General features: G+C 71.7%; 14 protein-coding genes and 1 riboswitch. Of the genes, 5 read left to right on the top strand and 9 right to left on the bottom strand.

Annotated elements, in window-relative coordinates; genetic code table 11:
• Positions 1-31 precede the first annotated feature (31 nt).
• Together purU and ACYVK7_RS24780 are read right to left on the bottom strand one after the other, a co-directional pair.
• Entirely contained in the window at positions 32-892 is an 861-nt protein-coding gene (purU, locus tag ACYVK7_RS24785; RefSeq protein ID WP_460890398.1) for a formyltetrahydrofolate deformylase, read from the bottom strand.
• 9 nt (positions 893-901) lie between these two features.
• Entirely contained in the window at positions 902-1,534 is a 633-nt protein-coding gene (locus tag ACYVK7_RS24780) for a GNAT family N-acetyltransferase (RefSeq protein ID WP_460890397.1), read from the bottom strand.
• Between the two features lie 90 nt (positions 1,535-1,624).
• On the opposite strand from ACYVK7_RS24780, the gene ACYVK7_RS24775 reads away from it, so the two are divergent.
• Positions 1,625-2,134, top strand: coding sequence for a GNAT family N-acetyltransferase (locus ACYVK7_RS24775; RefSeq protein ID WP_460890396.1), 510 nt, complete (start codon positions 1,625-1,627; stop codon positions 2,132-2,134).
• 43 nt (positions 2,135-2,177) lie between these two features.
• Here the strand turns inward: ACYVK7_RS24775 and ACYVK7_RS24770 are convergent, their stop codons facing one another.
• The 3 genes from ACYVK7_RS24770 to ACYVK7_RS24760 form a co-directional block, all read right to left on the bottom strand.
• On the bottom strand, positions 2,178-2,570 hold the full coding sequence (locus tag ACYVK7_RS24770; RefSeq protein WP_460890395.1) for a PPOX class F420-dependent oxidoreductase: 393 nt from the start codon (positions 2,568-2,570) through the stop codon (positions 2,178-2,180).
• Positions 2,571-2,607: 37 nt separating this feature from the next.
• Positions 2,608-4,020 (bottom strand): NAD(P)/FAD-dependent oxidoreductase, encoded by a 1,413-nt coding sequence (locus ACYVK7_RS24765; protein WP_460890394.1) that lies wholly within the window; start codon positions 4,018-4,020, stop codon positions 2,608-2,610.
• A gap of 68 nt (positions 4,021-4,088) precedes the next feature.
• Positions 4,089-4,904: a hypothetical protein gene (locus ACYVK7_RS24760; RefSeq protein WP_460890393.1), complete on the bottom strand. Its 816-nt coding sequence runs from the start codon at positions 4,902-4,904 to the stop codon at positions 4,089-4,091.
• 134 nt (positions 4,905-5,038) lie between these two features.
• Positions 5,039-5,125, top strand: a riboswitch (ZMP/ZTP riboswitch).
• A 95-nt stretch (positions 5,126-5,220) separates the two neighbouring features.
• Between ACYVK7_RS24760 and glyA the strand changes: the two genes are divergently transcribed.
• The 3 genes from glyA (at position 5,221) to ACYVK7_RS24745 (ending at position 8,163) form a co-directional block, all read left to right on the top strand.
• A complete protein-coding gene (gene glyA, locus ACYVK7_RS24755) occupies positions 5,221-6,501 on the top strand; it encodes a serine hydroxymethyltransferase (protein ID WP_460890392.1) in 1,281 nt (426 codons plus the stop codon).
• A gap of 85 nt (positions 6,502-6,586) precedes the next feature.
• Positions 6,587-7,471, top strand: a complete 885-nt coding sequence (locus tag ACYVK7_RS24750; RefSeq protein ID WP_460890391.1) for a bifunctional methylenetetrahydrofolate dehydrogenase/methenyltetrahydrofolate cyclohydrolase — start codon at positions 6,587-6,589, stop codon at positions 7,469-7,471.
• A 209-nt stretch (positions 7,472-7,680) separates the two neighbouring features.
• Positions 7,681-8,163: a VOC family protein gene (locus ACYVK7_RS24745; RefSeq protein ID WP_460890390.1), complete on the top strand. Its 483-nt coding sequence runs from the start codon at positions 7,681-7,683 to the stop codon at positions 8,161-8,163.
• 74 nt (positions 8,164-8,237) lie between these two features.
• Here ACYVK7_RS24745 and ACYVK7_RS24740 read toward each other — a convergent pair whose 3' ends face one another.
• A complete protein-coding gene (locus tag ACYVK7_RS24740) occupies positions 8,238-8,966 on the bottom strand; it encodes an alpha/beta fold hydrolase (protein WP_460890389.1) in 729 nt (242 codons plus the stop codon).
• Positions 8,967-9,144: 178 nt separating this feature from the next.
• Here ACYVK7_RS24740 and ACYVK7_RS24735 point away from each other — a divergent pair, with 178 nt between their 5' ends.
• Positions 9,145-9,969, top strand: a complete 825-nt coding sequence (locus ACYVK7_RS24735) for an exodeoxyribonuclease III (protein ID WP_460890388.1) — start codon at positions 9,145-9,147, stop codon at positions 9,967-9,969.
• 45 nt (positions 9,970-10,014) lie between these two features.
• Here ACYVK7_RS24735 and ACYVK7_RS24730 read toward each other — a convergent pair whose 3' ends face one another.
• The 3 genes from ACYVK7_RS24730 to ACYVK7_RS24720 are packed head-to-tail and all read right to left on the bottom strand — an operon-like array spanning position 10,015 to position 13,033.
• The gene (locus ACYVK7_RS24730; protein ID WP_460890387.1) at positions 10,015-11,193 is read right to left on the bottom strand and encodes an ABC transporter permease; all 1,179 of its coding nucleotides are present in this window, start codon (positions 11,191-11,193) and stop codon (positions 10,015-10,017) included.
• A complete protein-coding gene (locus ACYVK7_RS24725; protein ID WP_460890386.1) occupies positions 11,190-11,960 on the bottom strand; it encodes an ABC transporter ATP-binding protein in 771 nt (256 codons plus the stop codon). The genes ACYVK7_RS24730 and ACYVK7_RS24725 overlap by 4 nt, the downstream gene beginning before the upstream one ends.
• The gene (locus ACYVK7_RS24720) at positions 11,957-13,033 is read right to left on the bottom strand and encodes an efflux RND transporter periplasmic adaptor subunit (protein ID WP_460890385.1); all 1,077 of its coding nucleotides are present in this window, start codon (positions 13,031-13,033) and stop codon (positions 11,957-11,959) included. Before ACYVK7_RS24720 ends, ACYVK7_RS24725 begins: the two co-directional genes overlap by 4 nt.
• Positions 13,034-13,039 lie beyond the last annotated feature (6 nt).

Genomic DNA, 13,039 nt, shown 5'->3' with positions numbered 1-13,039 from the left:
GATTGCCGACCACCCGCCCGGAGCAGTGGAGTCAGCGGAAGACGACCGTGCGGCGGCCGTCCAGGAGCACCCGGCGTTCGGCGTGCCAGCGGACGGCGCGGGCGAGCGTGCGCCGCTCGACGTCCTCGCCGATGCCCACCAGGTCCTCGACCGTGCGGGAGTGGTCCACGCGCTCGACGTCCTGCTCGATGATCGGGCCCTCGTCGAGGTCGCCGGTCACGTAGTGGGAGGTGGCGCCGATGATCTTCACGCCGCGGTCGTGGGCCTGCCGGTACGGCCCCGCGCCCTTGAACGACGGCAGGAACGAGTGGTGGATGTTGATGATCCGCCCGCTGAGGTCGCGGCACAGCTCGTCGGACAGGATCTGCATGTAGCGGGCCAGCACCACCACCTCGACGTCCAGCTCCTTGACCAGCCCGCGGAGCGTGGCCTCCGCCTCGGCCTTGGTGTCCTTGGTGACCGGGACGTGGTGGAACGGCTTGCCGTAGAACGTGGCGATGTCCTCGAGGTCGCGGTGGTTGCCCACCACGCCCACGACGTCGATGGGCATGCGCTGCGACCGCTCGCGGTACAGCAGGTCGACGAGGCAGTGCGCGGCCTTCGACACCATGACCAGCGTGCGGATCCGCCGGCCGACGACGTCGAGCGTCCACGTCATCTCGAACCGCCCCGCCACCTGCGTCATCGCGGTGGTGAGCTCGTCGCGGGACGCCGTCGACTCGACCTGCACGCGCATGAAGAACAGCCCCGACGCCGGATCGCCGAACTGCTGCGACTCGGTGATGTTGCCGCCGTGCTCGGCGAGCATTCCCGCCACCGCGTGGACGATTCCAGGCTGGTCCGGGCAGGACAGGGTGAGGATCCAGTGGGTGGCTTCGGTCGCGGCGTTCATGCGGGCAGGCTAACCCGCCGCGACGGCTGGCCCCTCCCGGGGCTCGAGCTCCCTGCGCATCACCCAGCGCCGCCGGCCACCGCTCACGCCTCCGGTCTCCGCCGCGCGGTGGAAGCCCGCGGCCTCGAACAACCGCACCGACCCGACGTAGCCGCTGATCACGTCCACGCGGTCCGGCCCGGAATCGGCCGGGTAGCCCTCGACCACCTCGGCGCCGTGCGCCCTGGCGTGCTCCACCGCCCCGGCGAGCAGGTGGTGCATGAGCCCACGCCTGCGGTACCCGGCGCGGACGACGAAGCACACCGCCACCCAGGCGTCACGCTCGTCGACGAACGGGATGGTGCGGCTGTTCATGAGCCTGCGGTAGGTGGACCGGGGCGCTATCGAGCACCAGCCCGCCACGACGTCGTCCACGTAGACGAGCACGCCCGGGCCGGGGTCGGTGGCGCAGAGGTCCTGCATGTAGCCGGGGCGCTCCTCTGCCGGGACGCGGCTGTCGCGGTAGCTCATGCACCAGCAGCCCTTGCCGCCAGGCTTCTTGACCCCCACCACCTCGTAGAAGTCGTCGTACCGCCCGACGGCCGGCCGCACCTCGATGTGCTCCCCGGCTTCTGCCCGCTCCTGGGTTCCCTGGTTGCCCATGCCCGCAATCTAACCGGGGTCACCGACACGCACCGTCCGCACCACGAGCCCGCGTCGACCGGTGTGCGCGACCTCTGACACCATGGCCCCATGAGCAACTCCACCACGACGATCGCGCTGGTCGAGGACGACCATGCGGGCGAGCTTCTCACGCTGCGGCGCGCCGCGTTCGTGACCGAGGCCCAGCTGTACGACGACCCGCACATCCCGCCCCTGACCCAGACCCTCGCGGAGCTGCGGGACGACCTGGCGCGCGACGACGTGGTGACGATCGGCGCGTGGGAGGGCCACCGGATGATCGGCTCGGTACGCGTCGAGATCGAGGGCGAGAAGGCGACGCTCGGCCGCCTCGCCGTGGCCCCGGACAAGCAGGCCCGCGGCATCGGCACCGAGATGCTCTTCGCGGTGCTCCCGTACCTGCCGGAGCAGACCAAGGAGATCTGGGTCTTCACCGGCAAGGACTCCAAGCAGAACCTCGCGATGTACACGAAGCACGGCTACGAGGAGCAGTACGACAAGGCGGCCGGCGACCTGACGTACACCTACCTGCGACGGGTGCTCGGCGCCGCGGGCGCGCAGAACGTGTCGCAGGACGGCTGACGGTCGGTACCCCCAGGCCTGGGTCGGTACCCCCAGGCGTGGGTCAGTACCCCCAGGCGTGGAAGGACTCGATCTCCATCCACGCGTCGAATCGCGGGCTCTCGCGGTCCGGGTACGGCTTGCCCGTGTAGTGCGTGGAGAGCCGGTCGATGCCGGCGAGGTCCTCGTCGGGCGTGATCGTCACGCGGCCCCTGAGGCTGACGTGGCGGTACCAGCTGTCGCCGTCGAGCACCGTGAGCGAGACGCGCGGGTCCGCCCGTAGGTGGTCCAGGCGCTTGCGGGTGCCGTCGAGGTTGAGCAGCACCCGGCCGTCGTCGTACAGGTACCAGGTGGCCACCGACACGGGCGCGCCGTCGGGCCGCACGGTCGCCATGACGGCGGGGTTCGCGCGTTCGAGGATCCGTGCGAACTTCTCCGGGACAGGGGGCGTTGCCATGTGTGCTCCTTCGGACGCGGACGGTCCGAGCAGCCAATCAGGTATCGAGGTCCAGGCCAAGTACGTCGAGCGACCGGAGCAGCCCGCCCCGGCGCCCGCGGTTGTGGTCCGCCTGGTCGAGGGCACGGCGAGCGGCCCGGACGGCCGCCGTGGCCACCGGCTCCGGCGGGAACGGCACCGGCGTCCGCCGCACCATCGCCAGCGCCGCGCGCTCGGTCGTGGGGCAGCCGTCGACGGCGTCGAGCCGGTCCAGCATGACCTGCGCGGCGAAGTGGCTGCCGGCGACGCCGCAGCTGCCGAGACCTGCCGTGTGCTGCACCCGGCCGCCCGCCGCCTGGCCGAAGAGCCCGCCGGACCGGGTGGACAGGTCGGCCACCCCCGACCACCGGTGCGTCAGCCGGATGCCCTCGAGCTGCGGGAACGTGGTCAGGAGGTGCTCTGCCAGCCGCCGGTACGGCTCCTGACCGCCGAACACGATCCGGTGGTCGGCGGTCAGCCGGTAGTGGTGGGTCCGGTTCGCCAGGTCGGCCAGGCCCTGCCGCCCGCGCCAGCCGATCGCCCCCAGCAGCTCGGCGGACAGCGGTTCCGTCGCGACCATGTCGGCGCGGGCGGGCACGGTGTGGCGGCGGTAGCGCCGCAGCAGGGACGGGAGCGCGCTGGTCCCGAGGAGCACGCGGCCGGCGAGGACGCGTGCCTCCCCGGCGGGCGACGCCGTTCGCAGTACGACGGCGGTGCCCGCACCGCGGCCGGCCAGGGTGAGCCCGGTCACCCGGGTCTGCTGGAAGACCTCGACGCCCAGCTCGCTCGCGGCGCGGGCCAGCTCGGTGGCCAGGAGCGCGGGATGCACCAGGGCTGCGTCGTCGGGCCGCACGAGGCCGGCCTCATAGGTCGGGCTCGCGATCTCCGCCCGCAGCTTCGCGCGGTCGAGGAACGTGTGGGGCGCACCGGTGCGGGCGGCCCGCGCGGCGGCGTCCTGCAGCCAGTCGATCTGGTGCGGCTCGATCGCGAGGTCGATGGTGCCGGTGCGTTCCCACTGGCAGTCGAGGCCCAGATGGTCCACCGCCGACCCGATGGCCGTGAGGTTCTCCCGGCCGAGCCGTGCCAGGGTGTCGGGGTCGTCGGGCGGGCCGCCGCGGTGGCGCACGAGGCGCGCCCCGCAGAACCCGGCGTTGCGCCCGGATGCCGCCCACCCCACCGAACGGCCCTCGAGCAGCACCACCCGTGCCGCGGGGTGCCGCTGCTTCGCCAGCAGCGCCGACCACAGGCCGGTGTACCCGCCGCCGACCACCGCGATGTCCGCCCGGGCCGGCGCCGTCAGCGCGGGGTAACCGGTGCGCCCGTCCACGTCGTCGAGCCAGAGCACCCCGTGGCGCGTCTCGCCGAGGGCGTGGTCGACGACGGACCGCGCCGGGACGTTGCGCTCGAAGACGGTCTGCTGGAGACGGGACATGCCGCGAATCTAGCCAACGCGCGGTGACCGCTGGTTTCCGCCGGGTGAGCGGCAGATGACGGTGCAGGTCACGCGCCCAGGCAGATCGTCTCGTAGCTGCGCTGGGCGTCGAAGCCGAGCTCGATCTTGTCGGCGGTCCCCTCGGGGCACTTGCTGCCGCCGATGGTGAGGCCGACGACCTCGCGCGTGCCGTCCTCGGCGCACTTCGCCTCACGCCCGTCCCCGTCCACGCAGTCGCCCGAGACGAGCTGGCCGCCGCCCATCCCGGGATCGCCCGGGTGGTCGTCCGACAGGTTGCGGGCGCACACTGCCTGGGTCACCCCGCCCGCCTTGCCGTCCTTCTGGAAGATCACGTCGGTACCGGTGGGGCAGTGTGCCTGTCCCACGGACACCGCGTCCTGGATGTCGAGGACGGTGACGGTGGCCTCGGCGTCGTCGCAGGCCAGTGGGCGGTAGGTGTCCGTGGCGGCGCCGGCGTCCTCGGCCGTCGGGTCCGGTCCGGCGCACGCGTCGACGGCCCAGAGCGCGGTGGCCTCCTCGGTGGCGTCGGGCCCGAAGAAGTGGAAGCCGACGGCTCCGATGACGCCCGCCGCGACGAGGAACGCGACGACGGACCAGATCCAGTCCCGTCGGCCGCTGTTCCGGCGCCCGCCGTCGTCGTTCCCGGAGTGCCCGGCCGGCTGCCCGCCGAGGTCGGGCGGCATCCGATGGGCGCCGGAGCGAGTGGGGAGCTGGCCGGACTGCGGCCGGTCGGCCGCCGCCGAGCCCGGCGGAGGCTGGTTCGTGCGGAAGGGGCCGGGCTGTGGGCGTCCGCTCGGCTGGAACTGGCCGGAGCCGCGTTGGTGTTCCGGAACACCTGCGTCCGGTGACACGGGGTAGGACATGGGCGGCACCATAGCGATGTACGGGTGAATCGCGAAAGGGTCTCAAGTACTTTCGGTGCAATCACGCGCCTCGCGGTCCGCGACGCCGTCGTCGGGCGGTCGTGGGGAACCGGTTCCGACCGCCGCTGCTACGATCTTCGGGTCGCGACTGGCGTCAGGTGGATCACCACCGGGGAGCGACGAGTCATGCTGACGACGGGTCGTTCGCCTGGGCCCCGGGTCACCTCGTGATGGGTGTGCGCCCGGGCAGGATGTCGCGGCGCGTGTGCCCTCCACCGCCGTCCGACTATCCCCGTCCCGCATGAATCGAGGAGCTATGAGCGCATCGACTCCCGACCCGCTCGCGACCCCGCTCGCTGAGCTCGACCCCGAGATCGCCGCCGTCCTGGACGGAGAGCTGACCCGCCAGCGCGACACGCTCGAGATGATCGCGTCCGAGAACTTCGTGCCGCGCGCCGTCCTGGAGGCCCAGGGCTCGGTCCTGACCAACAAGTACGCGGAGGGCTACCCGGGCCGCCGCTACTACGGTGGCTGCGAGCAGGTGGACATCGCGGAGAACCTCGCGATCGCCCGTGCCAAGGACCTGTTCGGCGCCGAGTACGCCAACGTGCAGCCGCACTCCGGCGCCCAGGCCAACGCGGCAGTGCTGCACGCCCTGATCAACGCGGGCGACAAGATCCTCGGCCTCGAGCTGGCCCACGGCGGCCACCTCACGCACGGCATGAAGATCAACTTCAGCGGCAAGCTGTACGACGTCGGCTCCTACGGGGTGGACCCGCAGTCCTACCGCATCGAGATGGACGAGGTGCGCAAGAAGGCGCTGGAGCACCGGCCCGATGTCATCATCGCCGGCTGGTCCGCCTACCCGCGCCAGCTCGACTTCGCCGCCTTCCGCGAGGTCGCCGACGAGGTGGGTGCCAAGCTGTGGGTCGACATGGCGCACTTCGCCGGGCTCGTGGCGGCAGGGCTGCACCCGTCCCCGGTGCCGCACGCCGACGTCGTCTCCTCGACGGTGCACAAGACGATCGGCGGGCCGCGCTCCGGCTTCATCCTCGCCAAGGACGAGTACGCCAAGAAGATCAACTCCGCGGTGTTCCCCGGCCAGCAGGGCGGGCCCCTCATGCACGTGATCGCGGCCAAGGCTGTCGCGTTCAAGGTCGCGGGCACCGAGGCGTTCAAGGACCGCCAGGAGCGCACGCTGCGGGGTGCCTCGATCATCGCGGAGCGCCTCTCCCAGCCCGACGTGGCGGCGGCGGGCGTGTCCGTGCTGACCGGCGGCACCGACGTGCACCTGGTGCTCGTGGATCTGCGCCACTCCGACCTCGACGGTCAGCAGGCGGAGGACCTCCTGCACGACGCCGGGATCACCGTGAACCGCAACGCCGTCCCGTTCGACCCGCGCCCGCCGCGTGTCACCTCGGGCCTGCGGATCGGCACGCCGGCGCTCGCCACGCGCGGGTTCGGCGACGCCGAGTTCACCGAGGTCGCGGACATCATCGCGACGGCCCTCAAGCAGGGCGCGGGAACGGACGTCGAGGCCCTCTCGACCCGGGTCGCAGCCCTCACGGCCAACTTCCCGCTCTACCCGGGTCTCTAACCACACCCCACGCTGAGTGCTGGATATTCGCCCCTGGATCGCCGCTGGCAGGGCGAATGTCCAGCACTCAACGAGAGAGGACGACATGACGGCTCAGATTCTGGACGGGAAGGCTGTCGCCTCGGCCATCAAGGGCGAGCTGAAGGAGCGGGTCGCCGCGCTGCGTGAGCGCGGGGTCGTACCCGGCCTCGGCACGCTCCTGGTCGGCGACGACCCCGGGTCGCAGTGGTACGTGGCGGGCAAGCACCGCGACTGCGCCGAGGTGGGTATCGAGTCGATCCGGGAGGACCTCCCGGCCGACGCCACGCAGGAGGACATCGAGGCGGCGGTCCGCCGGCTGAACGAGGACCCGGCCTGCACCGGGTACATCGTCCAGCTGCCCCTGCCGAAGGGCATCGACACCAACCGGGTGCTCGAGCTCGTCGACCCCGACAAGGACGCCGACGGCCTGCACCCGACCAACCTCGGACGCCTGGTGCTGCGGGTCAACGAAGAGGTCACCTCCTCGTTGCCCTGCACGCCGCGCGGCATCATCGAGCTGGTGGAGCGGCACGGCATCAAGCTCGCGGGCAAGGAGATCGTGGTGCTGGGCCGCGGCGTCACCGTGGGCCGCCCGATCGGCCTGCTGCTCACGCGGCGTGCGGTGAACGCCACGGTCACCCTCACGCACACCGGCACCCAGGACCTCGCGGCCCTGGTCCGGCGGGCCGACGTCGTCGTGGCCGCCGCGGGCGTCAAGGGCATCGTCTCCGGCGACATGGTCAAGCCGGGCGCGGTGCTGATCGATGTCGGCGTCTCGCGCGAGACCGATCCGGAGACGGGTAAGTCGCGCGTGGTGGGCGACGTGTCACCCGAGGCGGCCGAGATCGCCGGCTGGGTGTCGCCCAACCCGGGCGGCGTCGGCCCGATGACGCGGGCGATGCTGCTGGCCAACGTGGTGGAGTCGGCGGAGCGGACGCTCGCGGGCTGAGCGGCCCGGAGGACTGGGCGCTCGATCCGCCGAACGGAGGAGTAGTCGCTCGGTCCGCCCTCATCAGGCGACCGAGCCTGAGTTCGGCGGATCGAGCGACTGCTCCTCCGTTCAGCCATCAGGGCTCCGGCCGATGAGTTCGCGGAGGCCGGGGGGTCGGAGGAGGTGAAGGGGCCGTTGGCGCCCACCGATCAACCCAGGAGCAAGCCATGGTTACCGTGCGACCACACCTCTGGTTCGGCAACGACAAGGCCGGCGAGGCTGCCGCCTTCTACGCCGAGCACATCCCGAACTCGTCCGTCGACACGGTGCTCAAGGCGCCCGAGGGTGTCCCGGGTGCGCAGCCGGGCGCGGACTTCGTCGTGGAGTTCACCGTGGCGGGCATGGCGGTCATCGGGCTGAACGCCGGGCCAGAGCTCAACCTCGACGAGGCCTTCTCGTTCTACCTGCGGGTGGAGGGTCAGGAGGAGGTCGACCACTACTGGGACATCCTGACCGCCGACGGCGGAGCGCCCGGCCCCTGCGGCTGGTGCAAGGACAAGTTCGGCGTCTCGTGGCAGGTCATCCCGAAGGAGCTCGAGGAGCTCTGCGGCACCTACTCGACACCGGCCGAGATCGCCACGATGAACGCGATGCTCAAGATGGGCAAGATCGACGTGGCCGCGCTCCAGGCGGCGCACGACGCCGCGTAGGTCGCTCACGTTCCCCGTGCCCGTTGCCGGTCCCGTCCGCGCCGTGCGGGGCGTGGCGGGACCGGCGGGACGGGTCAGCGCGCGGTGGACCGCGCGGCCTCGAGGATCACGTTGGTCACGGACTCCGGCCGGGAGACCGTCACGGCGTGCGAGGCGTCGACCTCGACGAGCGTGGCGGCCGCTCGCTCGGCCATGAAGCGCGAGAGCTCCGCGGGGACGGCCAGGTCCTTCGTGGCGGAGAGCACCCACGAGGGGATCGACCTCCAGGCCGCGGCGCCGGCCTGGGCCTCGAAGGCGGCGAGCCCGAGCGGACGCTGCGTGGCCGCCATGTGCTCCGCCGTGGTCGCGTCGACGTCGCCCGCGAACAGCTCGTGGAACTGCGCCGGGTCGATGTAGAGCTCCGTGGCCGTCTTGCCCTCGGGCGTGGTGTACGGGAACGGCTGCGCCGCGCCACCGAGCTTGGCCCCGGGGAACTTCTCGACGAGATCGACGAGGCTCTCGCCGGGCTCCGCGAGGAAGCTCGCGACGTAGACCAGGGCGGTCACGTCCGGGTTGCCCTCGGCCGCGTGGCTCATGACGTGTCCGCCGTAGGAGTGGCCGGCGATGACGACGGGTCCGTCGATCGTGTTCAACACGTCACGCAGGTACTGCGCGTCCTGCTCCAGGTCGCGGAGCGGGTTGGCGACCGCGATCACGCGGTGGCCGGCCTCGCGAAGCGCCGTGATCGAGCCGTTCCAGCTCGACGAGTCGGCGTAGGCGCCGTGGACCAGGACGATGGTCTGCTTCGTGGCGGTGGTGTTCATGATGCCCTCTCTCGGATCGGTCCTGCTTCGTCGAGGACTTGTGTCCTCGCCCCCCGCGCAACGCATTGTGAATGCAATATATTGCATGTCGCCCGCGAGAGCGAGGGTGAACCCAGGCGCAGCAGCGGTGCGGAGCGCGTGACCGGCCCGTGTCGGAGGCTCCGGTTAGGCTTCCCCGGTGCCCCTGATCGTCGCCACCGCCAACGTCAACGGGATCCGCGCGGCAGTCCGCCGCGGTATGGAGTCCTGGATCACCACCCGAACCCCGGACGTGCTGCTGCTGCAGGAGGTCCGCGCCCCCGACGCTCTCGTCCGTGAGCTGCTCGACGGCTGGCACGTCGCGCACGCCGAGAGCGAGGTCAAGGGCCGGGCCGGGGTGCTGGTCGCGTCCCGCCTGCCGCTCGGCGAGGTCCGTACCGGTCTCGCCGCGCACGGTCCCGCCGGCGCGGTCGAGGAGGGCCCCGACACGGGCCGCTGGGTCGAGGCCGACGTCGAGCTGCCGGGCGGTGGCACGTTCACCGCCGTCTCCGCCTACCTGCACTCCGGTTCCACCAACCCGGGGCAGGAGCACACGATGGTGGCCAAGTACGCCTACCTGGAGAAGGTGACGGCGCGCCTGGCCGAGCTCTCCGCGGCCCCTGCCCCCGCTCTGGTGGCCGGCGACCTCAACATCGCCCACCAGAACGTGGACATCAAGAACTGGAAGGGCAACGTCAGGAGCGCGGGTTTCCTCCCCGAGGAGCGTGCCTACGTGACGCGGTGGCTCGACGACCACGGGTGGACCGACCTGGGCCGCACCCACGGCGGCGACGGCCCCGGACCGTACACGTGGTGGTCGTGGCGCGGCAAGGCGTACGACAACGACTCCGGCTGGCGCATCGACTACCAGCTCGCCAACCCGTCGCTCGCCGGTGCGTGCCGCAAGATCGAGGTGGACCGTGCGCCCACCTACGCCGAGCGCTGGAGCGACCACGCCCCGGTCGTGGCCACGTACGAGCTCTGACCGACCCGATCCGTCCTCGTCGCACTCGACGAGGACGGATGGGGATCAGTAGCGGATCGCGTCGATGACCTTGACGCGGACCGCGTAGATCGCGGGGATCAGGCCGGCCAGGGCGCCGATGCCGACGGCGCACGCCATGCCCACCAGGGCCGCGTCGAACGGGAAGCCGGGCAGGTCGTCGATCGGGCGGCCGAAGATGCGGTCGATCGGGATGTTCTTGATGATCGCCACGGCGACCACCACACCGACCACGCCGGCCACGGTGGTGGCGACCACCGACTCCATGAGCACGCCGAAGAACACCCGCCCGCTCGTGGCGCCGAACGACCGGCGGATGCCGATCTCCCGGATCCGGTAGCGCACCGTGACCAGCGCGATGTTGAGCAGCCCGAGCCCGCCCAGCAGCAGCGCGAACCCACCGACACCGAGCACGAGGTACTGGAGCACGCGGTCGATCACGAGGTCGTCGCCCTGCGGCGGCTGCACGTCGAACGGCACGCCTGCCGCCGCCAGGTCACGTGGCAGCACCGCGGCGAACTGGTCGGCGAGCTCCGGCGGCACCCAGAACCGGTACGCGTCGGCCATCACCCGGTCCGGGAACCAGTGCGTCGCCTGGTCGAACAGCATGAGCGCACGCGGCCCCTCGTCGGTCCACTGCACGGGCACCTCACCGATCACGGTCGCGGCCACCGGGGTCTCGCCCTCCAGCACGACGGTCGGGTGCGTCGTGGCGGAGGCGCCGTCCGCGTACGCGTCGAGGAAGGCTTGGTTGACCACGAGCACCGGAGCCAGCCGCTCCGTGTCGGTCTCGCTGAACCAGCGCCCCTCCTCCATGTCCTGCCGGGTGATGGTGCCGTTGTCGACGTCGACGGCCGACCACTCGACGTACTCGCCCGCCTGGCTGCCGCGCACCTTGACGTCGACGGACCCCTGCACGGAGTAGTACGAGATGTCGTGCCGCTCGGCGACCCCGTCGACGAGCGCGTCCACCTCCGCGGGCGACATGTTCCCGTTGCCCATGGACCAGGCCTGGAGGGTGGTGTCCCGGCCGGACATGCGCTCGGTCTGCTCCTGCATGGCCTGGCCGACCATCGTCACGGACGCCGTGATCCCGGTGATCGCGGTGACCGCGCAGGCCACGCCGATGAGCGCGAGCAGCACCCGTACCCGGTGGATCCGCAGCTCGTCCCAGGCCTCGATGATCGCTCCGACGACGCCGGTCATGCGGTCAGCCTCGCCGTCTCGGACACCGCGACGGTGGCGGTGGCCGCGTTCTCGGCCACCTCGGCAGGTGCGTCGAGGTGGATCGGGACCAGGACGCCGTCGGCCAGCCGGAACTGGCGGTCGGCGCGGGCCGCGATCGCCAGGTCGTGCGTGATGGTGACGAGTGCCGACCCGGTCTCGCTCGCCGCGTCGTCCAGCAGGGTCATGATGGCCTGGCCGGTCTCGACGTCGAGGGCGCCCGTCGGCTCGTCGGCCAGGATGACGCGTGGCCCGCGCACGAGGGCGCGGGCGATGGCGACGCGCTGCTGCTCGCCGCCGGAGAGCTTCTCCGGCCGGGTGTCGAGCCGCTCACCCAGGCCGACCCGCTCGAGCGACCGCGTGGCCAGCCGCGTACGGCTCCAGAACTGCTTGCCGCGTGCGTACAGCAGCGGCGCGGCGACGTTCTCGAGAGCCGTGCGGCCCTGCAGCAGGTTGAACTGCTGGAACACGAAACCGAAGTCGTCGCCCCTGCGCCGGGCGAGCGCCCTGCTGCGCAGGCGGCCCACGGGCTCGCCCTCCAGCAGGTACTCGCCGGACGTGGGGGAGTCGAGCAGGCCGAGGATGTTCAGCAGGGTGGACTTGCCGGTGCCGGAGCGGCCGACGATCGCCACGTGCTCACCCGGGCCGACCGTCAGGTCGACGCCGCGGAGGATCTCGAGGGTGCTGCCGTTCGGCAGCTCGACGTGCCGGGTGACGCCCTGCAGGTCAACGAGCGGGATGGCCGTCATCCGAAGCACTCCTCCTCGAACGCCTGCATCGTCTCGATGTCGCCGCTCATCGAGGCCTCGTCGTAGGCGGTCATGTCTTCGCAGTCGATGCCGCCCTCGGTGCCGTCGTCGACCGGGATGAACTCGAGGATCTGCTCGCCGGGCCTCAGCCCCTTGGTGATCTCCACCTGCAGGCCGTCGGTCAGGCCGAGGGTGACCTCGCGTTCCTTCGGCTCGGCGCCCTCCTTGGCGACGGTCCAGACCTTGCCGGTCTGCGAGGTGCCGAGCACCGCGCTGATCGGCACCACGACGACGTCCTTCGCGTTGCCGTTGGTGATCTCGATCTCCCCGCCGAGGCCGGGGAACGCCTTGATCTTGGTCGGGATGGAGCAGCGGACGGCGCCGGTGGCGGTCTCCGTCGACGCCTCCATCGCCTCGTCGCCCGCGCCGCCCCCGCCGGCAGGCGCCTCGCCGATGGTGAGCCCCGTGCAGGTGAAGGGCGCGGGGCCGCCCTTGAGCGTCACCTGGGCCTTCCCGGTCGCTCCGACGAGCCGGTACTGCTGGTCGGCCGTGAGCGTGCCCGAGACGGACAGCGTGCCCGGGGAGACCGTGCCGATGACCTCGCCCACGGTGACCGCCTGGTCCTTGAGCACCGTGACGTCGACGGTGCCGTCGACGGGCGCGAGGGCCGAGGTCCAGGTGACCTCGGGCTCCTGCTCGGTGACGGTCTCCTCGCCGGTCTCCTCGTCGACCTCGACGACGGGCTCGACGGGCTCCTCGGTCTTGATCCACAGGACGCGGCTGTCCTTGCCGACCTCGGCGTCGTCGACCTGGATCTCCGCGATCACGCCGTCCGCGGTGGCCTTCAGCTCCACGGGCGGGTCGGCGACCACGGAGGCGGGCACCGTCACCGCGTTCGTGACGGAGCCCTTCTCGACGGCGATGACCGACTCGGTGATCTCGCCGGTGGGCTGGAGCGCGTCCGGCGGGTCGAGCTCGGCCCCCTTGAGGGCGAGCGCGACGAGCGCCGCGGCGATCACCGCCCAGATGATGATCCGGGCGGTGGGGAAGACGTACTGGCGGACGGCACCCATGTGGGC

The sequence above is a fragment of the Promicromonospora xylanilytica genome (genome assembly GCF_054782895.1).
The sequence above is the reverse complement of the archived record's forward strand: the minus strand, read 5'-3'. Positions and strand labels throughout refer to the sequence as shown.

What these genes read in the sequence shown, in the direction of transcription:
- ACYVK7_RS24725 (WP_460890386.1), bottom strand. Translation starts at nt 11,960, where the DNA reads ATGACGGCCATCCCGCTCGTTGACCTGCAGGGCGTCACCCGGCACGTC.
- ACYVK7_RS24765 (WP_460890394.1), bottom strand. Translation starts at nt 4,020, where the DNA reads ATGTCCCGTCTCCAGCAGACCGTCTTCGAGCGCAACGTCCCGGCGCGG.
- ACYVK7_RS24780 (WP_460890397.1), bottom strand. Translation starts at nt 1,534, where the DNA reads ATGGGCAACCAGGGAACCCAGGAGCGGGCAGAAGCCGGGGAGCACATC.
- ACYVK7_RS24775 (WP_460890396.1), top strand. Translation starts at nt 1,625, where the DNA reads ATGAGCAACTCCACCACGACGATCGCGCTGGTCGAGGACGACCATGCG.
- ACYVK7_RS24720 (WP_460890385.1), bottom strand. Translation starts at nt 13,033, where the DNA reads ATGGGTGCCGTCCGCCAGTACGTCTTCCCCACCGCCCGGATCATCATC.
- ACYVK7_RS24740 (WP_460890389.1), bottom strand. Translation starts at nt 8,966, where the DNA reads ATGAACACCACCGCCACGAAGCAGACCATCGTCCTGGTCCACGGCGCC.
- purU (WP_460890398.1), bottom strand. Translation starts at nt 892, where the DNA reads ATGAACGCCGCGACCGAAGCCACCCACTGGATCCTCACCCTGTCCTGC.
- ACYVK7_RS24745 (WP_460890390.1), top strand. Translation starts at nt 7,681, where the DNA reads ATGGTTACCGTGCGACCACACCTCTGGTTCGGCAACGACAAGGCCGGC.
- ACYVK7_RS24770 (WP_460890395.1), bottom strand. Translation starts at nt 2,570, where the DNA reads ATGGCAACGCCCCCTGTCCCGGAGAAGTTCGCACGGATCCTCGAACGC.
- ACYVK7_RS24730 (WP_460890387.1), bottom strand. Translation starts at nt 11,193, where the DNA reads ATGACCGGCGTCGTCGGAGCGATCATCGAGGCCTGGGACGAGCTGCGG.
- ACYVK7_RS24750 (WP_460890391.1), top strand. Translation starts at nt 6,587, where the DNA reads ATGACGGCTCAGATTCTGGACGGGAAGGCTGTCGCCTCGGCCATCAAG.
- glyA (WP_460890392.1), top strand. Translation starts at nt 5,221, where the DNA reads ATGAGCGCATCGACTCCCGACCCGCTCGCGACCCCGCTCGCTGAGCTC.
- ACYVK7_RS24760 (WP_460890393.1), bottom strand. Translation starts at nt 4,904, where the DNA reads ATGTCCTACCCCGTGTCACCGGACGCAGGTGTTCCGGAACACCAACGC.